Origin of the sequence: Methylobacterium persicinum, assembly GCF_022179525.1 — a bacterium.
In the GTDB taxonomy this organism is placed as follows: Bacteria; Pseudomonadota; Alphaproteobacteria; order Rhizobiales; family Beijerinckiaceae; genus Methylobacterium; species Methylobacterium persicinum.
The window spans coordinates 1-23,182 of the sequence record NZ_BPQX01000028.1 but is presented as its reverse complement, the minus strand read 5'-3'; the positions used below and the strand labels follow the sequence as shown (position 1 = coordinate 23,182).

The 23,182-nt window shown below is 68.1% G+C and carries 23 protein-coding genes; 9 read left to right on the top strand and 14 right to left on the bottom strand.

Annotation, left to right across the window (positions count from 1 at the left end; translation table 11 throughout):
- Nucleotide 1: 1 nt before the first annotated feature.
- Nucleotides 2-763 carry an ABC transporter permease gene (locus MFF22_RS11965; RefSeq protein ID WP_238249192.1) on the top strand — a complete coding sequence of 254 codons (762 nt, stop codon included), beginning with the start codon at nucleotides 2-4 and terminating at the stop codon, nucleotides 761-763.
- Between the two features lie 21 nt (nucleotides 764-784).
- On the opposite strand, the gene MFF22_RS11960 is transcribed toward MFF22_RS11965, so the two are convergent.
- The gene (locus tag MFF22_RS11960; protein WP_238249191.1) at nucleotides 785-1,549 is read right to left on the bottom strand and encodes an alpha/beta fold hydrolase; all 765 of its coding nucleotides are present in this window, start codon (nucleotides 1,547-1,549) and stop codon (nucleotides 785-787) included.
- Nucleotides 1,550-1,653: 104 nt separating this feature from the next.
- Between MFF22_RS11960 and MFF22_RS11955 the strand changes: the two genes are divergently transcribed.
- Nucleotides 1,654-2,481 carry an FkbM family methyltransferase gene (locus MFF22_RS11955; protein ID WP_238249190.1) on the top strand — a complete coding sequence of 276 codons (828 nt, stop codon included), beginning with the start codon at nucleotides 1,654-1,656 and terminating at the stop codon, nucleotides 2,479-2,481.
- Between the two features lie 121 nt (nucleotides 2,482-2,602).
- On the opposite strand, the gene sfsA is transcribed toward MFF22_RS11955, so the two are convergent.
- Entirely contained in the window at nucleotides 2,603-3,313 is a 711-nt protein-coding gene (gene sfsA / locus MFF22_RS11950) for a DNA/RNA nuclease SfsA (RefSeq protein WP_238249189.1), read from the bottom strand.
- Nucleotides 3,314-3,404: 91 nt separating this feature from the next.
- On the opposite strand from sfsA, the gene MFF22_RS11945 reads away from it, so the two are divergent.
- Nucleotides 3,405-4,145 (top strand): competence/damage-inducible protein A, encoded by a 741-nt coding sequence (locus MFF22_RS11945; protein WP_238249188.1) that lies wholly within the window; start codon nucleotides 3,405-3,407, stop codon nucleotides 4,143-4,145.
- 26 nt (nucleotides 4,146-4,171) lie between these two features.
- Entirely contained in the window at nucleotides 4,172-5,035 is an 864-nt protein-coding gene (locus MFF22_RS11940) for a formate/nitrite transporter family protein (RefSeq protein WP_238249187.1), read from the top strand.
- Nucleotides 5,036-5,040: 5 nt separating this feature from the next.
- Here the strand turns inward: MFF22_RS11940 and MFF22_RS11935 are convergent, their stop codons facing one another.
- The 8 genes from MFF22_RS11935 to MFF22_RS11900 form a co-directional block, all read right to left on the bottom strand.
- Nucleotides 5,041-6,318 carry an NAD(P)/FAD-dependent oxidoreductase gene (locus MFF22_RS11935; protein WP_238249186.1) on the bottom strand — a complete coding sequence of 426 codons (1,278 nt, stop codon included), beginning with the start codon at nucleotides 6,316-6,318 and terminating at the stop codon, nucleotides 5,041-5,043.
- Nucleotides 6,319-6,501: 183 nt separating this feature from the next.
- Complete coding sequence (locus MFF22_RS11930) at nucleotides 6,502-6,987, bottom strand: F0F1 ATP synthase subunit B family protein (RefSeq protein WP_238249344.1); 486 nt, start codon at nucleotides 6,985-6,987, stop codon at nucleotides 6,502-6,504.
- Between the two features lie 15 nt (nucleotides 6,988-7,002).
- Nucleotides 7,003-7,581, bottom strand: coding sequence for a F0F1 ATP synthase subunit B family protein (locus tag MFF22_RS11925; protein WP_238249185.1), 579 nt, complete (start codon nucleotides 7,579-7,581; stop codon nucleotides 7,003-7,005).
- 140 nt (nucleotides 7,582-7,721) lie between these two features.
- Entirely contained in the window at nucleotides 7,722-7,949 is a 228-nt protein-coding gene (locus tag MFF22_RS11920) for a F0F1 ATP synthase subunit C (RefSeq protein WP_007566773.1), read from the bottom strand.
- 63 nt (nucleotides 7,950-8,012) lie between these two features.
- Nucleotides 8,013-8,768, bottom strand: coding sequence for a F0F1 ATP synthase subunit A (locus MFF22_RS11915; protein WP_238249184.1), 756 nt, complete (start codon nucleotides 8,766-8,768; stop codon nucleotides 8,013-8,015).
- 65 nt (nucleotides 8,769-8,833) lie between these two features.
- Entirely contained in the window at nucleotides 8,834-9,208 is a 375-nt protein-coding gene (locus tag MFF22_RS11910; RefSeq protein WP_238249183.1) for an AtpZ/AtpI family protein, read from the bottom strand.
- Between the two features lie 193 nt (nucleotides 9,209-9,401).
- Nucleotides 9,402-10,043, bottom strand: coding sequence for a DsbA family protein (locus tag MFF22_RS11905; RefSeq protein ID WP_238249182.1), 642 nt, complete (start codon nucleotides 10,041-10,043; stop codon nucleotides 9,402-9,404).
- Between the two features lie 92 nt (nucleotides 10,044-10,135).
- The gene (locus MFF22_RS11900) at nucleotides 10,136-10,651 is read right to left on the bottom strand and encodes a DUF721 domain-containing protein (protein ID WP_238249181.1); all 516 of its coding nucleotides are present in this window, start codon (nucleotides 10,649-10,651) and stop codon (nucleotides 10,136-10,138) included.
- A gap of 68 nt (nucleotides 10,652-10,719) precedes the next feature.
- On the opposite strand from MFF22_RS11900, the gene mutY reads away from it, so the two are divergent.
- Entirely contained in the window at nucleotides 10,720-11,955 is a 1,236-nt protein-coding gene (gene mutY / locus MFF22_RS11895; RefSeq protein WP_238249180.1) for an A/G-specific adenine glycosylase, read from the top strand.
- A 49-nt stretch (nucleotides 11,956-12,004) separates the two neighbouring features.
- On the opposite strand, the gene MFF22_RS11890 is transcribed toward mutY, so the two are convergent.
- The gene (locus MFF22_RS11890; RefSeq protein WP_283206171.1) at nucleotides 12,005-13,234 is read right to left on the bottom strand and encodes a site-specific DNA-methyltransferase; all 1,230 of its coding nucleotides are present in this window, start codon (nucleotides 13,232-13,234) and stop codon (nucleotides 12,005-12,007) included.
- A 463-nt stretch (nucleotides 13,235-13,697) separates the two neighbouring features.
- Between MFF22_RS11890 and MFF22_RS11885 the strand changes: the two genes are divergently transcribed.
- Entirely contained in the window at nucleotides 13,698-14,048 is a 351-nt protein-coding gene (locus MFF22_RS11885) for a septal ring lytic transglycosylase RlpA family protein (protein WP_238249179.1), read from the top strand.
- Between the two features lie 48 nt (nucleotides 14,049-14,096).
- Here the strand turns inward: MFF22_RS11885 and MFF22_RS11880 are convergent, their stop codons facing one another.
- Complete coding sequence (locus MFF22_RS11880; protein ID WP_238249178.1) at nucleotides 14,097-15,347, bottom strand: peptide ABC transporter permease; 1,251 nt, start codon at nucleotides 15,345-15,347, stop codon at nucleotides 14,097-14,099.
- Between the two features lie 145 nt (nucleotides 15,348-15,492).
- Complete coding sequence (locus MFF22_RS11875) at nucleotides 15,493-16,017, bottom strand: DUF2937 family protein (protein ID WP_238249177.1); 525 nt, start codon at nucleotides 16,015-16,017, stop codon at nucleotides 15,493-15,495.
- A gap of 189 nt (nucleotides 16,018-16,206) precedes the next feature.
- On the opposite strand from MFF22_RS11875, the gene MFF22_RS11870 reads away from it, so the two are divergent.
- The 3 genes from MFF22_RS11870 to metH all read left to right on the top strand — a co-directional run bounded on the left by MFF22_RS11870 (nucleotide 16,207) and on the right by metH (nucleotide 22,152).
- Nucleotides 16,207-17,244, top strand: a complete 1,038-nt coding sequence (locus MFF22_RS11870) for an ArsR/SmtB family transcription factor (protein ID WP_238249176.1) — start codon at nucleotides 16,207-16,209, stop codon at nucleotides 17,242-17,244.
- Between the two features lie 101 nt (nucleotides 17,245-17,345).
- Entirely contained in the window at nucleotides 17,346-18,260 is a 915-nt protein-coding gene (gene metF / locus MFF22_RS11865) for a methylenetetrahydrofolate reductase [NAD(P)H] (RefSeq protein WP_238249175.1), read from the top strand.
- A gap of 151 nt (nucleotides 18,261-18,411) precedes the next feature.
- Nucleotides 18,412-22,152 carry a methionine synthase gene (metH, locus tag MFF22_RS11860; RefSeq protein WP_238249174.1) on the top strand — a complete coding sequence of 1,247 codons (3,741 nt, stop codon included), beginning with the start codon at nucleotides 18,412-18,414 and terminating at the stop codon, nucleotides 22,150-22,152.
- 66 nt (nucleotides 22,153-22,218) lie between these two features.
- Here the strand turns inward: metH and MFF22_RS11855 are convergent.
- On the bottom strand, nucleotides 22,219-23,182 hold a 964-nt coding region (locus tag MFF22_RS11855), incomplete at its 5' end, for a glycosyltransferase (RefSeq protein ID WP_238249173.1).

Sequence of the window (23,182 nt, the reverse complement as noted above, 5' to 3'; positions counted from 1 at the left end):
CATGAACTGGCCCGCAGTCCGGGCGATCTACCGCTTCGAGATGAGCCGCTTCTGGCGCACCGCCGGGCAGAGCATCCTCGCCCCGGTCATCTCCACGACGCTCTACTTCGTGGTGTTCGGCGCGGCCATCGGCTCCCGGGTCTCGGCGGTGGACGGGGTGCCCTACGGGCTCTTCATCGTGCCGGGCCTGATCATGCTCTCGCTGCTGACGCAGAGCATCGCCAACGCGTCGTTCGGCATCTACTTCCCGCGCTTCGCGGGCACGATCTACGAGATCCTCTCGGCGCCGATCTCGCCGGCCGAGGTGGTGCTCGGCTATGTCGGCGCGGCGGCGTCGAAGTCGATCCTGATCGGCCTGATCATTTTGGCGACCTCGGCCCTGTTCGTGCCCCTGAGGATCGACCACCCGCTCTGGATGATCGCCTTCCTCCTGCTGACGGCGACGACGTTCAGCCTTTTCGGCTTCGTCATCGGCCTATGGGCGGACGGGTTCGAGAAGTTGCAGCTTGTGCCGCTGCTGGTGGTGACGCCGCTCACCTTCCTCGGGGGCAGCTTCTATTCCGTCAGCATGCTGCCGCCGTTCTGGCACGCCTTGAGCCTCGCCAACCCGGTCGTCTACCTGATCAGCGGCTTCCGCTGGGCCTTCTTCGGCTCCGCCGACGTCAGCATCGGCGTGAGCCTCGCCATGACCGGCCTATTCCTGGTGATCTGCCTCGGGCTGGTGACGTACATCTTCCGCACGGGCTACCGGCTGAAGACCTGACGCCGCCTTCTGCTCACCCCGTCAGGGCTGCGCCGCCAGGAATGCCAGCACGCCGTCCCGGTGCGGCTTGGCGCCCACCGCGGTGGAGTGATCCTTCCCCTCGATCTCCAGGGACCGGGCGTCCGGCATCAGGGCCGCCAGGGCTGGGCCGGACCCCGCCACGGTATCGAGGGTGCCGACAGAGACGAGCACCGGCACCTCGATCTGCGCCAATTCGCTCCGGCTGAGGGTCTGCCGGGTGCCGCGCATGCAGGCCGCGAGCGCCCGCAGATCGCTGCGGGTCTGCTCGGCGAAGGTGCGGAAGGCCGCCGCCGTGGGGTTCGGGGCGGGGGTGCCGGGGGGCGCCTCCAGGGCCTCGGCAATGCCCGAGGGCAGGCCGCGGCCCTCGACGAGGTGCATCCCGAGCCCGCCGATCAGTGCCGAGCGCACCCGGGCGGCGTGGTCGAGGGCGATGTGTGCCGTGATCCGTGCGCCCATCGAGTAGCCCATCACATGGGCGCACTCGATCCCGAGATGGTCGAGCAGCCGGACCGCGTCGGAAGCCATCGCCTCGGAGGAATAAGCTTCCGGATCGTAGAGCTTCTCGCTCTCCCCGTGGCCGCGATTGTCCAGGGCCACGGTCCGGTAACCGGCCTGGCTCAGGGCCCGCACCCACTGGGTGTTGACCCAGTTGACCGCATGGTTCGAGGCGAAGCCGTGGATGAGAAGGATCGCGTCGCCCTGCCCCGAGGCCGGCGGCACGTCGATATAGGCGATCCGCACGCCGTCGGAATCGAAACTGTCCATCCCCGCACCCATCCCGCAAAAACGGGGTCCGGCTTACCGGCCACGGCCCCGCCGGACAACGCGCGCTTGCGACAAAGCCGCCCTGCTGGCATCACCCCCGCGCTATGAGCGATTCACGACCCTACGGGACTTACGCGCCGGCCGGCCTCGTCGCCGCGATCACCCGGCGCACGAACAGCATCGGCTCGGAGAACTGGTTCGGGCGGCGCCTCGCCCTGATGCTGCGTCGCATCGCCATTTCGATGCTCGGTGGCAAACCCCTCGACGTGACCCGCTACGGGGCACGGATGCGGCTGCACCCCTACAACAACAACTGCGAGAAGAAGGTGCTGTTCACGCCGCAATTCTTCGACCCGCAGGAACGGGCCCTGTTGAAGGAGCGGCTGCCCGAGGACTGCGTCTTCCTCGATATCGGCGCCAATATCGGCGCCTACGCCCTGTTCGTGGCCGCCTTCGCCGGGCCGCGGGCACGCATCGTCGCCGTCGAGCCCCAGAAGGACGTATTCGAGCGCCTCAGCTACAACATCGCCCAGAACCCGTTCCACACGGTCAAGGCCGTCGCCTGCGCGGTGGCCGACAAGACCGGTGAGCTGACCCTGTTCATCGATCCCCGCAACCGCGGCGAATCGAGCCTGAGGATCGTCGGCACCAACGAGGGCGCGCAGATCACCGTGCCCGCCGTCACGCTGATCGACCTCTTGGACAGCGAGGGTCTGACCCGCGTCGATGCGATCAAGCTCGATGTGGAGGGCGCCGAGGACCTGATCCTCGAACCCTTCCTGCGGGAGGCGCCCGAAAGCCTCTTGCCGCGCCTCCTCCTCATCGAGAACGGCACCGGCCAGTGGCAGCTCGACCTGCCGAAGCTCCTCAAGGAGCACGGCTACCGGGAACTGCCACCCTCGCGCCTCAACCTGATGTTTGAGCGGGCGTGACCACCGGAGTTAACGCCCCGCCCATCATTGTGAGCGAAGCGAAGCAATCCAGGGCAGCGCGACCCGTCAGGAAGGGGTGCCCCCCACGAATTGGTTGAGTGGCGCGCCGGGCTCGAAAAAGTCACTCCGGCGTCACGATGGGGATCTCCCCCGCGATGGTGACGCCCGCCGGCCCGACATCACAGCGGTAGGCCCGGGTCTCGACGCCTGCGGCCCGCGCATCGCGAAAAGCACGGTCGAAGGCCGGATCGATATCGCGGGCGACGTCGAAGGCCCCGGCCTGCATCTGAACTACGATCACCACCAGCGCCCTCCCGCCGGCGGCAACCACGTCCGCAAGATCTCGCATGTGCCGGGCGCTCCGGGCGGCGGTGCAATCCGGGAACTCGGCAAGTCCGGCCCGGCGCATCAGATGGCAGTTCTTGACCTCGACATGGCACGGACCCGCCGGGCCGCTCGCCACGAAATCGACCCGGCTCGCCTTGGCGTAGCGCACCTCCGGCCGCAAAGCCTCGTAGCCGGCAAGCGGCGCGATCAGGCCGGCGCGAAACGCCTCCGCCACGAGGCCGTTGGGTCGCACGGTGTTGATGCCAACCCACTGCGGCCCGCTGGGCAGATCCGCTTCGACCAGTTCCCAGGTCAGCGGCAGCTTTCGCGCCGGATTGGCCGAGTGGGACATGAGAACCCGGCTACCGGGCGCGAGCAGGCCCATCATCGCCCCGGGATTGGGGCAGTGGACGGTCTCGACCCCCGCAGGCGTCTCGATATCGGCGAGGAAGCGCTTGTACCGGCGCAGGAGCCGCCCCTCCGAGAGGGGCGAGGGCCATAGCATGGGGATCGCTCGGAAAAGACCAGGGGAGGAAACGTGGCGGAGAAACCGCAGTGCGCTATCTGCACCGTAATCTCCCACGACGACAGGTCCGATGAACGCCACGCCCGACACGATTACCGCCGCCATCCTCGTCATCGGTGACGAAATTCTTTCGGGGCGGACCAAGGACAAGAACATCGGCACCATTGCCGATTACTTGACCGCCGCCGGGATCGACCTTCGCGAAGTGCGCATCGTGCCCGACGAGGCAGACATGATCGTGGAGGCGGTGAACGCCCTGCGCGCCCGCTACACGTACCTGTTCACCACCGGCGGCATCGGGCCAACCCACGACGACATCACCGCCGATTGCGTGGCCAAAGCCTTCGGTGTCGGAATCGACATCGACGAACGCGCCCGCGCGATGCTGCTGGAGCGGCACAAGCCGGAGGACCTGAACGAGGCGCGGTTGCGCATGGCGCGGATCCCCTTCGGAGCGGACCTGATCGCCAACCCGATCTCGAAGGCGCCGGGCTTCCGGATCGGCAACGTGATGGTCATGGCCGGCGTCCCGGCCATCATGCAGGCGATGCTCGATGCCGTGGGGCCGACCCTGAAGGGCGGGGCGGCGATGCTGTCCGAGACCATCGAGGCCCGGGGTATCCCAGAAGGCACCTATGCCGGCGAGCTGGGGGCGATCGCCAAGAACCACGCCGCCGTGTCCATCGGGTCCTACCCTATGATGACGCCGGAGGGGTTCCGCAACCGTATCGTCGTCCGCAGCCGCGACGGCGCGGCCCTGGCCGGGGCCGTCGCCGAGGTCGAGGCGCTGGTGAAGCGCCTCTCGGCCTGACCCAGCCATCGAGCGGAGCGGAGCGTATGTCCAATCGCCACACGTCGGACCGGAAGGCGCGGCGCCACGAACTGCTCAAGACGGTGGACGAGATCGCCCGGCCGGATGCCTACGTGCTCCATGAGGCGATCCGCCTTGGCGGAGACGAGGAACTGCGCCGGCACGGAGGGGCGCTGTTCCTCTCGGCCTTCGCCGCCGGACTGAGCATCGCGCTCTCATTGATCGTGCCGGGCGTGCTGAAGTCCCACCTGCCAGATGCGGACTGGAGCAAGGTCATCACCTCCATGGGCTACGCCGTGGGGTTCCTCGTGGTGGTGCTCGGACGGCAGCAGCTCTTCACGGAGAACACCATCACCCCGGTCCTGCCGCTGTTGCACGACCGGTCCGTGAAGACGACGTGGCGGGTGCTGCGCCTGTGGACCATCGTCCTGTGCGGCAACCTCCTCGGCACGCTCGCGATCTCCACCCTCATCGCCCATGCCGGCGCGTTCGAGCCGGCGGTGCAGAAGGCCTTCGCCGAGATCAGCCACGATGCCATCGCCCACGAATTCGCGGCGACCTTCGTCAAGGCGATCTTCGCGGGCTGGATGATCGCCCTCATGGTTTGGTTCCTGCCCGCGACGGGCAGCGCAGCCCCGTTCATCATCATGTTGATGACGTGGCTCGTCTCCCTGTGCAGCCTCGCCCATGTGGTCGCCGGGTCGGTGGAGGCTTTCTACCTCGTCGTGACCGGCGCGGCGACGATGGGCGAGTATGTCGGGCGGTTCTTCGTACCCACCCTCCTCGGCAACCTGTTCGGCGGCGTCGCCCTTGTAGCCGTGCTCAATTACGGACAGGTCGCCCCGGAGGTCGAGGAGACCCGCGAGGTCGAGGGCGAACGGCCCGATTGATCCGTTCAATCGAGCCGGACCGGCGGACTGACCATCCGGTCGAGTTCGTCGGCGGCCCAAGTGGCGAGGGCGAGGCCCGGGCCGAACAATCCGAACTGGTGCTGGCGATACAGGAGATCGTGCGCCAGACGGGCAGAGAGGCCGTTGAGGCGGCCGCCACCGAAGGTATATCGCCCGAGGGTCCCCCACCCGTTGAAATCCGCAAGCGAGACGAGGGCGCCCCGATCCCGGTAGTGGAACGGCGGCAGCGACGCCTCAGGGGTGCCGGCGGCCAGGATGCGCCGGAGGGCCGGCACGAGATGCCCGGCCTGCTGGTGGGCGGCCTGAGCCGTCGCCGGCACGGGCCGCTCCAATGTCGGGTCAGTGAGGCTGGCGCAATCCCCGAGCGCCAGGATCGCTGGGTCCTTGGTGGTGCGCAGGTCAGGGCCGACGACGAGGCCCCCGGTGCGGGACCGTTCGAGCCCCTCGATCCCCGACAGGACGTCCGGCGCCTTCACGCCCGCCGCCCAGACCTTCAGCACCGCATCGATCCGCCCCCCATCCTTCAGGGCGAAACCCGCGGGGTTCGCGCCCGTGACCATGGCCCCGGTCCGCACCTCCACCCCGAGATCCCCGAGGGTCCGGGTCGCCGCCGCGGAGACGCGCTCCGGGAAAGCGGGGAGAAGCCGCGGGCCGCTCTCCAACAGGACGAGGCGAAGGTGACGCGGAAGGTCCGGCGAGCCGTAGCGCGCGAGGAGGTCGATCGCGTGTTTCAATTCGGCCGCCAGCTCGACGCCGGTGGCTCCGCCGCCGACGATGGCGACGGACAATCCGTCCTGCCCGCGGAGGGCCCGGAGAAGGTGCCGGCGCAGGGCGGCGTGAAAGCCCTCCGCCTCCGTCAGGTCGTCGATGGTGAGGCAATGCTCGGCGACACCCGGCGTGCCGAAATCGTTGGCGCGGCTTCCGATGGCGAGGATCAGCAGGTCGTAGGCCAGCTGAACGGGGGGCTTGGTCTCCGCCTCCTCCACCACCAGCGAGACCGTGCGCGCCACCCGGTCTACGGCGACGAGGGTACCGGGCTGGAACCGGAATCGGTTGCGCTTGGCCTGCGCGAAGTAATCCACCTTCTGGCGGTCGGGCCGGGCGGTGCCCGCGGCGAAGGTGTGGAGCATCGGCTTCCAGACATGGGACAGGCCGCGATCGGCCAGAACCACATCGGCACTGCCCGCACGCCCCAGGCCCGTGGCCACCTCCATGCCGGCCACGCCTCCGCCGACGATCACAACCCGCGTCTTGTCCGACATGCTGCCTCCGAGTCCCGAACCCGCCAACGCCCCCCGCGGGACCGGCGTTCAGGGGACCAGGCGCGAAAAGGCCGCCCGGAGGGGCGGCTTTCCGAAAGTCGGGTGGTCTACAGGGCAGATCCCTTCAGCGGCGTGGGATAGACCCCGCCATCGAGGGCGCCGCCGAAGCTCTAGCAGCCGTTATCAGGCGCGGAGGCGGGTGCGGATCTCGCCGAGGCTCGAACGGATGAGCCCCTGGGCGGCATCACCCTGGAGTCGCTCCCGGAGGATCGTCTCAGAGACGCGCACCGCGGCTTCGGCCGCCGCTGCGCGGACCTGCGCTTCGGCCTGAGCCTCGGCCTGGGCGATCTTGGTGTCGGCGGCCTTCGTCCGGCGGGCGAGGAACTCGTTGAGCTTGCGCTGGCCCTCGTCGGCGGCCCGCTGGGCCTCCTCCCGGGCGCTCGCCACGATGGCCTGCGCCTCCTTCTCAGCCTCGACCTGACGGCGCTTGTAATCGGCCAGCACGGCGGCGGCCTCTTCGCGGAGGCGCTTGGCCTCGTCGAGCTCATGGCGGATGCGGTTGGCGCGGTTGTCCAGCCCCTTCGTCATTGCGCTCAGGCCACCGACCTTCCACGCGATGGCGATGAAGATGACGAACGCGACGGCGACCCAGAATTCGGCTTCGAGCAACATGGCGGTCTTCCGTCAGTGGGCCGTGGCGTCGAGCGCCCGGTTGAGGCTCGCCTGATCCGGAACCTGGCCGGTCAGCCGCTCGACGATGGCGGAGGCAGTCTCGCCGGCGATGGTCCGGACGTTGCCCATCGCCACCTCGGTGCGGGCGCGGATGGTGGCTTCGGACGCTGCGAGCTTGGTATTCAGCTCCGCCTCGAGGGCCTTGCGCTTGGCTTCGGCCTCGGCGTTCAGGTCGTTGCGGGTGGCCTGCGCGATGTCGCGGGCCTTGTTCTGGGCATCGCGGAGGGAGGTCTCGTAGGCGACGCCGGCGGCATCGGCCTGGGACTTCATCGCCTGCGCCTGGTCGAGATCGGCGCGGAGCCGCTCGGCACGATTGTGGAGGATCCCCCGGAGCCGCGGCAGGGCGACCTTGTCCATGAGGTAGTAGAGCAGCCCGAAGGCCAGGGCCAACCAGACGATCTGGGCGAGGAAGCCCGAAGTCTCGAAGGGCGGGAAGGCGCCGGTATGCGCTTCCGTGTGCTCGGTATGGCCCGGCACGATCTGGGTGTCGGCGCCCGGAGGCGGCGTCGTGAGGGAGTTCGGCTGCGCCATCAAACCGGTCCGAGAAAACACCGTCGGGGGGCGCCGGAAGGCGCCGGACGAGGAGGACGACGCCGAGCGTCACCCTCCCGTGGGAAGGCGGCACCGGGGCGCCGCCGGTGCCGGGGCCTCTCGGCCCCGGCGGGGGCCAATCAAACGGCGAACAGCAGCAGCAGCGCGATCAGCAGCGAGAAGATGCCGAGCGCCTCGGTGAGGGCGAAGCCCAGGAGCAGGGTGGCGCGCTGGCCGTCGGCAGCGGACGGGTTGCGAAGGGCGCCGGCAAGGAACTGACCGAACAGGTTGCCGAGGCCGATGCCCGCTCCCGCCATGCCGAGGCAGGCGAGGCCGGCGCCGATGTACTTCGCAGCGACGGGATCCATGATATCTCCTGAGGTCTTTCTCGAGAAACGTACGCGACGTTCGCGGCGGGGAAAGCCGGCCGGTCAGTGGCCGGGGTGAAGGGCGTCGTTCAGGTAGATCGCCGTGAGCGTCGCGAAGACGTAGGCCTGAAGGGCCGCCACGAGGAATTCGAGGGCGGTCAGGGCGATCGTCAGGAACAGCGGCAGGGGCGATAGCACGCTCCAGGCCCCGGCGAGAAGAAGCTGAACCACGAAGAAGGCGAAGATCTTCATCGCGATGTGGCCGGCGAGCATGTTCGCGAACAGACGAACGGACAGGCTGATCGGCCGCGAGATGAAGGAGATTACTTCGATCGGCACGAGGATGGCCAGCAGCGGCTTCGGCACGCCCGACGGCACGAACAGGCCGAAGAAATGGGCGCCGTGCTTGTACACGCCGTAGCCCACCACCACGCTGATCACCAAAGCGGCGAGGCCGAAGGTGATGATGAGGTGGCTGGTCACCGCGAAGGCGTAGGGAATCATGCCGAACAGGTTCAGGATCAGCACGAACATGAAGAGCGAGAAGACCAGCGGCATGAAGCGCTTGCCGCCGTCGCCGGTCGCCTGGTGCAGCGTGTCCTCGATGAATTCGTAGAAGACCTCGGCCAGGGACTGCATCCGGCCCGGCACGATCGCGCGCGACGAGGTCGCAACGATGGTGATCAGCGCGATCACCGCCACGGCGGCGAACATGTACAGCGCCGACTGGGTGAACGCGAGCTGCTGATGGCCAATATGGCCGAGCGGCACGAGGGACTTCAGCTCGAACTGTTCGATCGGGTCGATCGTGACCGCCATGCCCGCTCCCGCCCTTCTTGTCTCTCTCCGGGCCTTTTGGCCCTGCCCCGTCCGTCGGGGCCGCCTCAGGGATCCGCCTTGTCGCGCCGCCCGGGGCGCGAGCCGGCGAACCCGGAGGCCCGCATCACGTTATAGAAGCCTGCCACGCATCCGAGCAGCAGGAGAACGATCAGTCCCCAGGGTTTCGTCCCGAAGACATGATCGACGATCCAGCCGAGGATGCCCCCCGCGATCACACCGGCGACGAACTCCGTGGAGAGCGTCATCGCCTGCCCGAGCGGGGTGCGGCTAGTGTCACGAGGCCGCGCAGATGTGTCGGGAGCAACCTGCGGCCGCTTCCGTTCAATCTGAGCTTCGAGACGCCTGAGCCTCGCGGAGAGGTCGCCCTCCGGCGGCTGCCCTGCCTTCCCGTTTCCGTCCTTCGCGTCGTCGCCGTTCACGGCTCAAACCCTTGGGACTGGTGGATCCGGAATGTGCTGGAAGCCCCCCTCAAGCGGGGCGCACCATAGTTTCGCCTACCTTGGGTGTCAAGGCGACCGCACATCGTCGCAACTCATTGTAATCATTAATGGAATAGACGTTCCGGCGGCGTTTGGCGCCGCTGGATTTCACGCACCTGTCGCGGCGTTGTACTCAGGCGCCGATGATCGGCTTGATGACCTTTTCCATCGCATCGAGGGTCATCTCGCCGGTGTAGCGGGTGCCGTTGATGAAGAAGGTCGGCGTCGAATCGACCTTGAAGACGTCGAGCGCCCGCTGCTTCACGGCGTTGATGCCGGCATAGATCTTTTCGTTCTTCAGGCAGGCCTCGAACTTGTCCTTCGTGTAGCCGGCTTGCTTGAGCATCTGCTCGAGATTGTCCACCGGCTTCTGGGTGAACGCCCAGCCGGCCTGCTGGTCGAAGAGCAGGTCGGTGATCGGATAGTACATGTTATCGCCCTCGCAGCGGGCCAGCATGAAACCGGCGGTGGCGAGGGGATCGAGGGGGAACTCGCGCAGGGTGAAACGGACCTTGCCCGTATCGACGTAGCGCTTGCGCAGTTCGGGCCATGTTTCCTTATGGAACTTCGCGCAGTGCGGGCAGGTCATCGAGGCGTATTCGATGATCGTGCACTTGGCGTCCGCCGGTCCCAGCCAGACGTCGCCGAGGGGTCCGGCCTGCATCAGGGCCGCGGTGTCGATCGAGTCCGCGAAGGCGGAGCCGGCAAAGCTCGGCAGGGCGAGGCCCGCGGTGACGAGGCCGGTGAGCTTCAAAGCGTCGCGTCGCGTGGTCATGGCGTCATGCCTCCCGCCAGCTGGCGTTCTTCGTTCGCACAACCGGGTATCCGGCGGCGGAGGGGCTGGCAAGGCGGCGCGACGGCGCTGTTTCAGCGCTTCGGCTTGCCCGGAGCGGGGGAGGGCGCCCCCGCGGTGGCGACGGCGGCGATGCCGAGTCGGTCGAGGGCGTCCCGGAGGGGCGCATCCTCGATGCCGGCCACCGCCTTCGCGACCTCCCCGCGGCGGGCCGGATCGATCCCGCGGGCGGCGCCCACGGTGCCGCGCTGTCCGACGCGATCCTGCTTGAGCACGATCTTGCCGACGCAGGCCCAACCGTAATGGGCGTTGATGCGCTGGACCACGACCGGCGCGAGGTGCTGCAGCTCGAGGGCGAAGACACCTTCCACCCGCACGACGAGCGTCCCCGGCTCCGGGCCGCCTCCGTCCTCGGCGGATCGGCGGCGGCGGGGCCATTCGAGCTTGGCGGGACGACAGAATCGGGCCAGCCGCTCGCCGACGATCTCCGGCCAGGCGGCCAGGATGTCCGTCGAGGCGAAGCCCTGCGCGGCGAAGGCCGGACCAATGCAGGCATCGATCAACTCGGCCAGGGGTTTCGGTCGTGCCATCGGGTCAGTCGTGTCCGGTCGCCAGAAACCTTCTCCCGTCGGCGCGAAAAACCGGTTAAGGCGGCGTCATGGTAACGCCCGCGGCGTCACACTCAAGGCCGGATCCGTGGCCGGACGCTGCCGACCTGCTGGTCTGGTACGACCGTCACCGCCGGGCCCTTCCCTGGCGCGCCCTGCCCGGGACCGTGCCCGATCCCTACCGGGTCTGGCTCTCGGAGATCATGCTGCAGCAGACAACCGTCGCTGCGGTGAAGCCGTATTTCGCCCGCTTCCTCGAGCGCTTCCCGGACGTGTCGGCCCTGGCCGCCGCGCCGGAGGAAACGGTGATGAGCGCCTGGGCGGGCCTCGGCTATTACTCCCGCGCGCGCAACCTGCACGCCTGCGCGAAGGCCGTGGCGGCGTCCGGCGCCTTCCCCGACACGGTCGAGGGCCTGCGCAAGCTCCCCGGCATCGGCGCCTACACGGCCGGCGCCATCGCGGCGATCGCCTTCGATCGTCCGGCGGCGGCGGTGGACGGCAACGTCGAGCGCGTCGTCTCAAGGCTCTTCGCCGTGGAGCAGCCCCTGCCCGCCGCACGCCCGGCCCTGCGCGGCCTCGCCGAATCGCTGGTGCCGCAGGAGCGGCCCGGGGATTTCGCCCAGGCCGTCATGGATCTCGGCGCCACCCTGTGCACGCCGAAGCGCCCGGCCTGCGCCCTCTGCCCGTGGATGCTGCCGTGCCAGGCCCGGCGGGAGGGCACCCAGGAGACCTTCCCGCGCAAACTGAAACGGGAGGCCGGCGCCCTGCGGCGCGGAGCGGCCTTCGTCGTCCAGCGGGCCGGGGATGGGGCGGTCCTGCTCCGCACCCGGCCGCCCACGGGTCTGCTCGGTGCCATGGCCGAACCGCCGACGAGCGAGTGGCGGCCGGATTACGACGTCGCCCAGGCCCTCCTCGACGCCCCCCTCGACGCCCGCTGGAAACGCCTGCCGGGCCTCGTGCGGCACGTCTTCACCCATTTTCCCCTGGAGCTGACGGTGTTTTCCGCACGGGTTGCGGCGGACACGCCCGCCCCGGACGGGATGCGCTTCACCACGCCCGCCGGCATGGCGGACGAACCCCTGCCCGGCGCCATGAAGAAGGTGCTGGCCCACGCCCTGGAGCAGAAGCTCGCCCCGCCGCCCGCACCGGCGCAGCCCCCCGAGCCGGATCTCGCGACACCGCCGCCGGCCGAGCCGCCGCCCCGCCGGGCGCCTGTGCCGAAGGTGCTGTCCCGCCGCCCCATCGCCGCCGCACCGCCGCGGAAGGGCGGCCCGAGGAAAGGGTGAGGGTGCCACTCGCCGTCGTTGCACGAAGCGGAGACGGCGAGGGAGCGGATCAGGCCGCGCCCATCCCGGCGCGGATCTCGCTGCGGAACGCATCGATGCACAGCCGCCGGCCGCCGCGCTCGGCGTGCCAGAAGGTCCAGCCGTTGCAGGCCGGCAACCCCTGCACGAGGGCGCCGATCTTGTGGATCGAGCCGATGACCAGCCCGTTGTCGAGCTGCCCGTCGGGCCGGACCGTGGCCCGGTAGCGACCGCGCTCGTCGGTCAGGGTCTCGCCGGCCTGGACGAGGCCGGCTTCGATCACCGACAGGAAGGGCACCCGCGGCTCGGCGCGCTTGGTCGGCGCCACGAGGAGCGACGCCTGCGACAGGGTCTCCACGCCCGCGATCCGCTCCCGCGCCGCGGCCGCATAGCCGGGATCGCGCTCGATGCCGATGAAGCGGCGCCCGAGACGCTTGGCCACGGCCCCCGTGGTCCCGGTGCCGAAGAAGGGGTCGAGCACCACGTCGCCGGGATTGGTGGCGGCGAGAAGGGTCCGGGCGAGGAGGGCCTCGGGCTTCTGCGTCGGATGGACCTTCCGTCCGTCCTCGTCCTTCAGGCGCTCGTCCCCCGTGCAGAGGGGGATGAACCAGTCGGAGCGCATCTGGAGATCCTCGTTGCCCCCCTTCAGCGCATCGTAGTGGAAGGTATAGCCCTTGGAGTCCGCGGAACGGGACGCCCAGATCAGCGTCTCATGCGCATTGGTGAAGCGCTTCCCGCGGAAGTTCGGCATCGGGTTGGCCTTGCGCCAGACGATGTCGTTGAGGATCCAGTAACCCAGATCCTGAAGAGCGCTGCCGACCCGGAAGATGTTGTGATAGGAACCGATCACCCAGAGGGTCGCGTTCGGCTTCATGATCCGGCGGGCGGCGGCAAGCCATTCGCGGGTGAAGGCGTCGTAGGCGGGGAAGCTCGCGAACTTGTCCCAGTCGTCGTCGACGGCGTCGACGCGGCTCTGATCGGGACGCAGCAGGCCGGCATCTCCCAGCTGGAGATTGTACGGCGGGTCCGCGAACACGCAGTCGACACTCGACGCGGGCAGGGCGTTCATGGCGGCGATGCAATCGCCCTCAAGGACCGTGTCGAGGGGCAGGCCGCCGGACAGTCCAGACGGGACACCCCTGGACCTGAGAGGCGACGGTTGGGTGGAGAGACCCATCCGTGGCGCCGACGCGGGCCGCCCGGCACGCGAGACCTGATTCCGGGCGATGGCGTCGGCTGCCACGGTACGCTGGGAAGCCATGAGACACACCGGTTACGCGACTGACCGGCTGACCATGCGTCGGCTACGGTAAAAACCGCGTTCAGCCTGTCGGCAAAAAGGCGTCCCGTTCTGACCCGACGACCCCGCGCCCGATCCCCGAGCCTCCTTCGCGAACACCCGCGCCCGGCAGACGAGACCATGCGCCAGCGTCCGGCTGAGCGGGACGCTGCCCCTCGCCGAGCGCAGGACTAGGATAATCATCGCATATTCGCAGCCGCTTGGCACCGACGGCGCAATCTATCCCGATACTTACGCAGCATTCATCGCAAGTAATTTTTATTTGAGCCGCAAATCTAGCGGCGCTTCATCACATGTAATCGTTGCGTTCAGCTCGAATGCGGCAGTTTTATGACAGCGAAATCGCTATCCTCAGTGCCTTATTGTCGCCCGCTTCCGAAACGACTGGCGCCGCCCCGCTAACAACAAGGGAATGCGCGGAACAATGAAGGTTGGTTTCGGTCAAATCGCCGTCGTCCTCGGAATGCTGGCTGCCGTCCCCGGCGCCGTCTCTCCCGCCGCCGCCCAAAGCGGCAAGGCCTCCTGGTACGGCAGCGGACATCGCACGGCGAACGGTGAGCACTACAACCCGTACGGGCTGACCGCAGCGCATCGCACGCTGCCTTTCGGCACCCGCGTCAGGGTCGAGAACCGCGTCACCGGCCGTTCGGTCGTCGTCCGGATCAACGATCGGGGGCCGTTCGTCCGCGGCCGCATCATCGACCTGTCCAAGGGCTCGGCCCGGGCGCTCGGCATGCGGGGGACGACCTACGTCTCCCTGCGTGTGCTCAACTAACGGTCAGCAGGCCGGTTCCGTCGCGGCGCGTGCCTCCGGGCCGCAGTGTCACCCTGCGATGGGACCGGCCGCCCCATCCTCCCTGAGGCGGCGCAGGCGTGCCACCTTCGGGCGGCTGGTCCGGAATTGACCGCGCTCCACCGCGATGAAGATCATCACCGCGATGGCGAGGGTCGCCAGCCACCACACGGTCGTGAGGCCGATACCCAGACAAGCGATGGCAAAGGCGCTGGCGAAACAGGCCATGGCGCCCGGGACGAGGGCCGGGGCGTCCCGGCCGGCCCGACGGACGGCAGCATACAGGGCAAAGGCCGCGGCGAAGGCGCCGACGATGCCGAGCTCGTACCAGAATTCGAACAGGGCGGTGGTCGGCGCATTGACCGGCACGAGCCCCACGAGGCGCCCACGCAGGGCCGTCTCCAGGCCGTGTCCGGTGACGAGGCGCACGGGTTCGCTCGTCACCACCCGCTGCCAGCTCTTGAGAGACAGGGCGGCGGGGCTCAGAGGCCCGAACAAGGCCGAGGCGACGGGCCGGGCCAGGAACGGTAGGATCGGCGCTGCGGCAAGCAGGATCGCGCTTACCAGGGCGGTCAGGGCCACGCCGCGCTTGGGGCGGACGCTGGTAATGGCGTAGGCGACAGCACCGACGGCCAGGGCCGCGATCTGCGTCGCGTCCGGCTGGACGGTCAGGGCCGCGGCCACCAGGAGGGCGACCACGAGGGCCTCACGGTCCCGGCGGCGGGAGCGGAGCCACGCCAGGGCGGGCCACAGGAGCAGAATCAACAGGATCAGACCACGATCCAACGCGCCATCCTCCTCGGCCCCCGGCGCCATCCGTGCGCCGAAGATGCCGAGGACGATCGCCACGATGGCGCCCGCCGTCACGCCCAGCGGAAGCAGGTAGAGGTTGGCGGAGCGCATCCGGTCCGGGAGGACGAGATAGGCGACGAGGCCGAGGGCGATGGTCCCCACGAGGTTGGCGAGCCTTTCGCCGGCCGGACCGAGGAAGGGCGTCCAGGCCAGGGACAGGGCCGACCACAGGATGACCAGGGCGCCCGCCAGGAAGGCGGGAGCAGTCAGAAGCCGCCGCATCGCGGGAGCCATGGGGCGTTGCCGGCGGTCGATCCCGCCGGCGATGAGCAGCAGGACGACGGCGATGGGCGCAAGGATCACCGCCGCGCGGCGGGCGACCTGCGCCAGGACGGGGAGGACGACGAACAGCCCGAAGAAGCCCACCCGCCGGAGCAGGGCGGCGGCGTCGAGGGCTGGATCGATGGTCTGTGTCGACGCGCGTGGCATGGTGCGCCTTTCCCGATCCGGATGGAACGGATCCCGGCTCGATAAGCAAGGGGCGGGCACAGGGCTGTAGACGCCGGGCAACACCCCGCCCCCGCTCACATCTGCCCGTGCCGACGAACCGGTGGGTTCGCAGGGGCGGGGACGATCACGCCACCGTCGCCTCCCGCCGCGGCCGCCGCCGGGCAGCCCGTCGGCCGAGGTCGGTCAGAACCCGCCAGCCGCCCCAGGCAGCGAGAAACCCGACGAGTCCGGCGGTGATCCCATCCGCCGTCGTCGGCACGGCCGGCTGATAATCATGGAGGGTCGCCTGGGCGATGGCGGTATCCGGGTTGCGGATCACCGCCACGGTCCGCCCGAGAGGGCTCGTTGCCTCGGTCAGGGCCTGCCGCTGCGCCGACAGGCGGGCGAGCCGGGCGATATCCGCCTGGGCCGCCTCGCCCCTGCGCGCCACCAGCCCATCCGGGCTGGTGCGAAGCCTCTCGACCGCGTTGTCGCGGGTCGTCCCGTTCGCCCGGGCATCCGACTCGAGGGTATCGATCTGACGGCGCAGTTCGTCCACCGCACCGCCAAGTCGCTGGGCATATTGCTGGGCGAACTCAGGAGCCTGCGCCGCGATCGCGCCACCGAGGAGGCCCAGGGCAAGGCCCAGGGTACGGAAGATACCAAACACGAAGCGGCCTCACAGGGTCGTCTCAATACTCTAGAGAAGAGCACGCCGCCGCGGCCAGTTCCAGCGGAGGCGGGGGCAGGGGAACTTGGTATCGTGAGGTCGGACCCCGGCGCGGCCCCAAGCGGAAGACGGTGAGGCGCGTGCATTTCGCACTTGCGCCGCCTGCCTACGGCATATAAAGATATCTTTATGTCTAGCGATAGCCGGCATGAAGCGGGGTCGGTCCCCTTTCCGGAAGCCCTGGCCGTCCTGCGCGCCGCGGCGGAGGAAACGCGCCTACGAATCCTCGCCCTCCTTGCCGAAGGGGAACTGTCGGTCTCGGACCTCACCGATATCCTGGGACAGTCGCAGCCGCGCATCTCGCGACACCTGAAGCTTCTGGTCGAGGCGGGGCTGGTGGAGCGCCACCGGGAGGGCGCCTGGGCCTTCTTCCGCCTTGCGGAGAACCGGGCCGGGCTGGCGGATCCGCTGCTGGCGGGCCTCGATCGGTCGGCGCCCCCCCTGTCGGAGGATCGGGCGCGGCTCGATGCGGTACGCGCTCAACGGGCCGACACGGCACAGACCTTCTTCGCCCGGCTCGCGCCGAAATGGGACGAGTTGCGCTCCCTGCACGTGCCGGAGCCCGTGGTGGAGGCTGCGGTCATCGAGGCCCTCGGAACGCGGCCGATCGGCAGCCTCCTCGATCTGGGCACCGGCACCGGGCGGATGCTCGGGCTGCTGGCCCCCCTGGCGGCGAGGGCGGTCGGGCTCGACTCGAGTCACGCGATGCTGTCGGTCGCCCGCGCGAACCTGGAGCGGCAGGGCCTCTCCCGGGTAGAGTTGCGGCAGGGCGACATTCACGCCCCACCCTTCGCCCGGGCTGGGTTCGACCTCGTCATCGTGCATCAGGTTCTGCATTACCTCGATGATCCTGGCCGCGCCTTGAAGGCGGCCGCGCGTCTCGTGGCGCCGGGTGGTCGCCTCCTCGTAGTGGATTTCGCTCCGCACGATCTCGAATTCCTGCGTACCGCTCAGGCGCACCGCCGGCTCGGCTTCTCGACGGAGCAGATCGCCGGGTGGCTGGGCGAAGCCGGTTTGCCCGCCGTCGCGGCCAGGGATCTGGCGCCGACGACCTCCGGCCAGCTGACGGTCACGCTCTGGCTGGCGCAGGGCAAAGGGGAGGGGGCAGGGCTCGCCGATGGCGCGGCCTGGCCCACTCGGCCTCCTGCCGGCAGGGCGGTGGCGTAACGACATCGAAGATCGCCCGGCGGGCATGGCCGGGCGGAAACAGGTTGAACGGGTCAGTCGTCCGAACCGTCGGATCTTGAGGACGAGGAGAAACGAAAGTCATGCGTCGCCCCCAACGCGCCAGCCGAGACGGCTATCACCCCATCCGGGTCTCCATCGAATTCTTCCCGCCCAAGAGCGAGGAGATGGAAAAGGTGCTCTGGTCATCCATCGAGCGCCTCGCACCGCTCCAGCCGAAGTTCGTCTCCGTCACCTACGGCGCGGGCGGCTCCACCCGCGAGCGCACCCACAACACCGTGGCGCGGATGGTCCGGGAGACCACACTCAAGCCCGCCGCCCACCTCACTTGCGTGGATGCCACGCGGGAAGAGATCGACGCGGTGGTGCAATCCTACTGGGATGCCGGCGTTCGCCACGTCGTAGCCCTCCGGGGCGACCCGCCGGAGGGCGTCGGCCATGCCTATCGCCCGCATCCCGGCGGCTACGCTTCAACGGCGGACCTCGTGGCCGGCATCAAGCGCATCGGCGACTTCCAGGTCTCGGTCTCGGCCTACCCCGAGAAGCACCCGGAGGCGGCGAGCCTGGAGGCCGACATCGATGCCCTCAAGGCGAAGGTCGATGCCGGCGCCGATCAGGCCATCACGCAGTTCTTCTTCGATAACGAAGTCTACCTGCGCTACCTCGACAAGGTGAGGGCGGCCGGGATCACCATCCCGATCCTGCCGGGCATCCTGCCGGTCCAGAACTTCAAGCAGGCCGCGAACTTCGCCCGGCGCACCGGCGCCTCGGTGCCCTATTGGCTCGCGGCCCGGTTCGAAGGTCTCGACGAAGACGTGGAGACGAGGCGCCTCGTGGCCGCGGCAGTGGCCGCCGAGCAGGTGCTCGACCTCGTGGACGAGGGGATCAACGATTTCCACTTCTACTCGATGAACCGCTCCGATCTCGTCTACGCCATCTGCCATTTGCTCGGGCTGCGGGCGCAGGCACCGAAGATTGCCGCAGCCAAGGCCGCCTGACACCGCACCTCCCACCTGAGCCCTCATCCTGAGGCGCCCGCCCAGCGGGCCTCGAAGGAGGGCTTCAGGGATCGCACAGCTTACTGGAGGCCCTTCGAGGCCTTCGCTCCGCTTCGGCACCTCAGGACGAGGTAGTCTGCAAGGACTGACGATGACCGATTTCGCCCCCGTCGACGGCACCGCGATCGCCAAGGCCCTGCGGGACCGGGCATCCGAAAAAATCCTCGTCCTCGACGGGGCGATGGGCACCGTGATCCAGCGCCTCAAGTTCTCGGAGGAGGATTTCCGCGGCGACCGCTTCAAGGACCACGGGCACGATCAGAAGGGCAACAACGACCTTCTGATTCTGACCCAGCCCGATGCCATCCGTCAGATCCACCTCGACTACTTCCTGGCCGGGGCGGATGTCTGCGAAACCAACACCTTCTCCGGCACGACCATCGCCCAGGCCGATTACGGCATGGAGTCGATCGTCCACGACTTGAACGAGCAGGGCGCCCGCCTCGCCCGCGAGGCCGCCCAGCTCGCGGAGCAGAAGGACGGCCGCCGCCGCTTCGTGGCCGGCGCCATCGGACCGACGAACCGGACCCTCTCGATCTCGCCAGACGTGAACAACCCGGGCTACCGGGCCGTGACCTTCGACCAGGTGAAGGCCGCCTATGTCGAGCAGGTTCGCGGCCTCATCGCGGGCGGGGCGGAACTCATCCTGATCGAGACGATCTTCGATACCCTCAACGCCAAGGCCGCCGTGGCCGCCGCGTGGCAGGCCTTCGACGAGACCGGGGTTCGGCTGCCGATCCAGATCTCGGGCACCATCACCGACCTGTCCGGCCGCACGCTCTCCGGCCAGACGCCCGCCGCCTTCTGGAACGCGCTCCGCCATTCCGACCCGCTGACCTTCGGCTTGAACTGCGCCCTCGGTGCCCGCGAGATGCGCGGCCACATCGCCGAGCTGTCGCGGCTCTGCGACACCTTGGTCTGCGCCTACCCCAATGCCGGCCTGCCCAACGAGTTCGGCCTCTACGACGAGAGCCCGGAGGCCATGGGCAAGCTCGTCGGCGAGTTCGCGGAAGCCGGCTTGGTGAACATGGTCGGCGGCTGCTGCGGCACCACGCCGGACCACATCCGCGCCATCGCCGAGGCCGTCGCCGACAAGGCGCCGCGGCAGATCCCCGAGATCCCCCGGCTCATGCGCCTGTCGGGCCTGGAGCCCTTCGTGTTCACGAAGGAGATTCCCTTCGTGAACGTCGGCGAGCGCACGAACGTCACCGGCTCGGCCAAGTTCAGGAAGCTCATCACCAGCGGCGACTACGCCGCCGCCCTCGACGTCGCCCGCGATCAGGTCGCGGCGGGCGCCCAGGTGATCGACGTCAACATGGACGAAGGCCTGCTCGATTCGCAGAAGGCGATGGTCGAGTTTCTCAACCTCGTCGCCGCCGAGCCCGATATCGCCCGGGTCCCGGTGATGGTCGATTCCTCCAAGTTCGAGGTGATCGAGGCCGGGCTCAAGTGCATCCAGGGCAAGGCCATCGTGAACTCGATCTCCATGAAGGAGGGCGAGGACAAGTTCATCGAGGCCGCCAAGGTCTGCCGCTCCTACGGCGCCGCCGTGGTGGTGATGGCGTTCGACGAGCAGGGCCAAGCCGACACCTACGAGCGCAAGGTCGAGATCTGCACCAGGGCGTACAAGCTCATCACCGAGCAGATCGGCTTCCCCCCGGAAGATATCATCTTTGATCCGAACATCTTTGCCGTCGCCACGGGCATCGAAGAGCACAACGGCTATGGCGTCGCCTTCATCAAGGCGACCCGGACCATCCGCGAGACCTTGCCCCACGCCCACATTTCCGGCGGCGTCTCGAACCTCTCCTTCGCCTTCCGCGGGAACGAGCCGGTGCGCGAGGCGATGCATGCGGTCTTCCTGTACCACTGCATCCAAGCCGGGATGGACATGGGCATCGTCAATGCCGGGCAGCTCGCCGTCTACGACGAGATCCCCGCCGAGCTCAGGGAGTTGTGCGAGGACGTCGTCCTCAACCGCCGCGACGATTCCACCGAACGCCTGCTGGAGGCAGCCGAGCGCTTCAAGACCGGCGCCTCCGCGCAGGCGCGGACGGCCGATCTCTCCTGGCGCGAGGCCCCCGTCGCCAAGCGCATCGAGCATGCGCTCGTGAACGGCATCACGGAGTACATCGTCGCCGATACGGAGGAGGCCCGCGCCGGGTCCAAGCGCCCCCTCGACGTGATCGAAGGCCCCCTCATGGCCGGGATGAACGTCGTCGGCGACCTGTTCGGCGCCGGCAAGATGTTCCTGCCGCAGGTGGTAAAGTCCGCTCGCGTGATGAAGCAGGCGGTGGCCTATCTCGAGCCCTACATGGAGGCCGAGAAGGAGGGCCAGAAGCGCGAAGCGGCCGGCAAGGTGCTGATGGCGACCGTGAAGGGCGACGTCCACGATATCGGCAAGAACATCGTCGGCGTTGTGCTGGCCTGCAACAACTACGAGATCATCGATCTCGGCGTGATGGTCCCGGCCGCCAAGATCCTGGAAACGGCCAAGCGCGAGAAGGTGGACATCGTCGGCCTGTCGGGCCTCATCACCCCCTCCCTCGACGAGATGGTCCACGTCGCCGGGGAGATGGAGCGTGAGGGCTTCGACGTGCCGCTGCTCATCGGCGGTGCCACGACGAGCCGCGTCCACACCGCAGTGAAGATCCACCCCGCCTACGAGCGCGGGCAGGCGATCTACGTGACGGATGCGAGCCGGGCGGTCGGCGTCGTGTCGAGCCTGATTTCCAAGGAGACGCGGACGGCCACCATCGAGAAGGTGAAGGCCGAGTACGCCAAGGTGGCGCAGGCTCATGCCCGCGGCGAGGCCGACAAACTGCGGCTGCCGCTCGCCAAGGCCCGGGCCAACGCCTTCAAAGTCGACTGGTCATCCTACGCGCCGAAGAAGCCGAGCTTCACCGACGCCCGGGTCTTCGGCTCCTACGAGGTCGCGGACCTTGTGCCCTACATCGACTGGACCCCGTTCCTGCAGACTTACGAGTTCAAGGGCCGCTTCCCGGCGATCCTCGACGACCCGGAGCAGGGCCCGGCCGCGCGCGCCCTCTACGAGGACGCCCAGGAGATGCTGAAGAAAATCGTCGAGGAGCGCTGGTTCAATCCGAAAGCCGTCCTCGGCTTCTGGCCGGCCAACAGCGTCGGTGACGACATCGCCCTCTGGACCGGCGAGTCCCGCAGCGAGCGCCTCGCCACCTTCCACGGCCTGCGCCAGCAACTTTCGAAGCGGGACGGGCGCCCGAACCTCTGCCTGTCCGACTTCGTCGCCCCGGCGGAGACGGGCATCGCGGACTATGTCGGTGCCTTCGTGGTGACGGCGGGCTTGGAGGAGGTCCGCATCGCCGAGCGGTTCGAACGGGCCAACGATGATTACGGGGCGATCCTGGTCAAGGCCTTGGCCGATCGGATCGCCGAGGCTTTCGCCGAGCGGATGCACGAACGGGTCCGCCGGGAGTTCTGGGGCTACGCGCCGGACGAGACCTTTACCCCCGCCGATTTAACCGGCGAGCCCTACGCCGGCATCCGCCCGGCGCCGGGTTACCCGGCCCAGCCCGACCATACTGAGAAGGTGACTCTGTTCGACCTGCTGAAGGCCGAGCGTCGAATCGGCGTGAAGCTCACGGAGTCCTACGCCATGTGGCCCGGCTCGTCGGTCTCCGGCCTCTACCTAGCCCACCCGGACGCTCACTATTTCGGCGTCGCCAAGGTCGAGCGCGATCAAGTCGAAGACTATGCCCGACGCAAGGGCATGGATGTCGCGGCGGTGGAGCGGTGGCTCGGGCCGATCCTTAACTACGACCCGGTCGCCTACCTTGCCCAGGCCGCCGAATAACGACGAGCAAAATCCGCAGACGACGGCCCGGGTCCATCGCGCACCCGGGCCGACTTGTCTGTCCAGTCAGACCGCCAGCGGCCAGAAGCCCAGCTGCTGCACCGTGTCCCGCACACCCTCGACCGACTGCAGATACGTCAGCATGTCCTGCTCAGGCGGCGTTTTTGCGTTCTCGGGGATGGGAAGCCCAAGCGCGACATAGTGATTCTGATAAAGGGTTGTGAAAGACACACTTCGCTGGTTGGTATAGGCGCGGATTATGCGTCGATGCTGGATCCCGGAGAAGAAAATCCGATCGCACCAGGGAGAAAGCACTTTCGGCATCCTCGTCCACATCGTGTTCAGATCGAAGACGGGCTTGTGGAGCATGAGGCAGCTGGTATCGACGTGTCGCCCTTCATTCTCGTCGATCTCATAAAGGGAAAGCAGTTTCCCTTCAGGATCGTAAAAGTGGCGCAAGCTGCACAGTACGTCCGCGTTCGTCTGCCGGTGCATCTCCAGCATGCTGGTCAGGTGGTCAGGATTGTACCAATTGTCGGCGTCCAGAAAGGCGATGAACTCCGCCTCATTCGACTGCGCGACGAGGGCCCCAACTCCCCGCGGTGTGTTGCCGTTGTCGCCATGCTCCTTCGGAAGACGGATATGGATGACTTCCCACTGATCGATCTCAGGCCGGGCATGCCCGTCTGCCACCATGACATGGGTCACCCTGGCCTCGACCTGCTGGGACACCACGCTTTCGTGGCAACGCCGGAGGTAGGCCATTGACTCCTTATGGTAGGGAGTCACCACGAAGATACGCGGACCTTTCCGATAAAGGTTTGGCGAGTAGAGTGTGACAGGCTTTTCTTCCACGCTCTTGAAGTTCTCCTTCGTCACCTCGACCACATTTCGCTTCTTCTTCGCGACCGACTTCTCAGCTAGGTCGGCGTTCGTCCGTGAATAGGTATCGATCTCCTCGTGATCGAGATGACCTTTCACCTTGGCCGGCACCCCGCACCCAGGACAAAAGCTGTCAAACAGCGTTGAA

What these genes read in the sequence shown, in the direction of transcription:
- MFF22_RS11965 (WP_238249192.1), top strand. Translation starts at nt 2, where the DNA reads ATGAACTGGCCCGCAGTCCGGGCGATCTACCGCTTCGAGATGAGCCGC.
- MFF22_RS11945 (WP_238249188.1), top strand. Translation starts at nt 3,405, where the DNA reads ATGAACGCCACGCCCGACACGATTACCGCCGCCATCCTCGTCATCGGT.
- MFF22_RS11960 (WP_238249191.1), bottom strand. Translation starts at nt 1,549, where the DNA reads ATGGACAGTTTCGATTCCGACGGCGTGCGGATCGCCTATATCGACGTG.
- sfsA (WP_238249189.1), bottom strand. Translation starts at nt 3,313, where the DNA reads ATGCTATGGCCCTCGCCCCTCTCGGAGGGGCGGCTCCTGCGCCGGTAC.
- MFF22_RS11915 (WP_238249184.1), bottom strand. Translation starts at nt 8,768, where the DNA reads ATGGCGGTCACGATCGACCCGATCGAACAGTTCGAGCTGAAGTCCCTC.
- MFF22_RS11920 (WP_007566773.1), bottom strand. Translation starts at nt 7,949, where the DNA reads ATGGATCCCGTCGCTGCGAAGTACATCGGCGCCGGCCTCGCCTGCCTC.
- MFF22_RS11955 (WP_238249190.1), top strand. Translation starts at nt 1,654, where the DNA reads ATGAGCGATTCACGACCCTACGGGACTTACGCGCCGGCCGGCCTCGTC.
- MFF22_RS11905 (WP_238249182.1), bottom strand. Translation starts at nt 10,043, where the DNA reads ATGACCACGCGACGCGACGCTTTGAAGCTCACCGGCCTCGTCACCGCG.
- MFF22_RS11940 (WP_238249187.1), top strand. Translation starts at nt 4,172, where the DNA reads ATGTCCAATCGCCACACGTCGGACCGGAAGGCGCGGCGCCACGAACTG.
- MFF22_RS11880 (WP_238249178.1), bottom strand. Translation starts at nt 15,347, where the DNA reads ATGCCACGCGCGTCGACACAGACCATCGATCCAGCCCTCGACGCCGCC.
- MFF22_RS11890 (WP_283206171.1), bottom strand. Translation starts at nt 13,234, where the DNA reads ATGGCTTCCCAGCGTACCGTGGCAGCCGACGCCATCGCCCGGAATCAG.
- MFF22_RS11870 (WP_238249176.1), top strand. Translation starts at nt 16,207, where the DNA reads ATGTCTAGCGATAGCCGGCATGAAGCGGGGTCGGTCCCCTTTCCGGAA.
- metF (WP_238249175.1), top strand. Translation starts at nt 17,346, where the DNA reads ATGCGTCGCCCCCAACGCGCCAGCCGAGACGGCTATCACCCCATCCGG.
- metH (WP_238249174.1), top strand. Translation starts at nt 18,412, where the DNA reads ATGACCGATTTCGCCCCCGTCGACGGCACCGCGATCGCCAAGGCCCTG.
- MFF22_RS11885 (WP_238249179.1), top strand. Translation starts at nt 13,698, where the DNA reads ATGAAGGTTGGTTTCGGTCAAATCGCCGTCGTCCTCGGAATGCTGGCT.
- mutY (WP_238249180.1), top strand. Translation starts at nt 10,720, where the DNA reads ATGGTAACGCCCGCGGCGTCACACTCAAGGCCGGATCCGTGGCCGGAC.
- MFF22_RS11925 (WP_238249185.1), bottom strand. Translation starts at nt 7,581, where the DNA reads ATGGCGCAGCCGAACTCCCTCACGACGCCGCCTCCGGGCGCCGACACC.
- MFF22_RS11900 (WP_238249181.1), bottom strand. Translation starts at nt 10,651, where the DNA reads ATGGCACGACCGAAACCCCTGGCCGAGTTGATCGATGCCTGCATTGGT.
- MFF22_RS11935 (WP_238249186.1), bottom strand. Translation starts at nt 6,318, where the DNA reads ATGTCGGACAAGACGCGGGTTGTGATCGTCGGCGGAGGCGTGGCCGGC.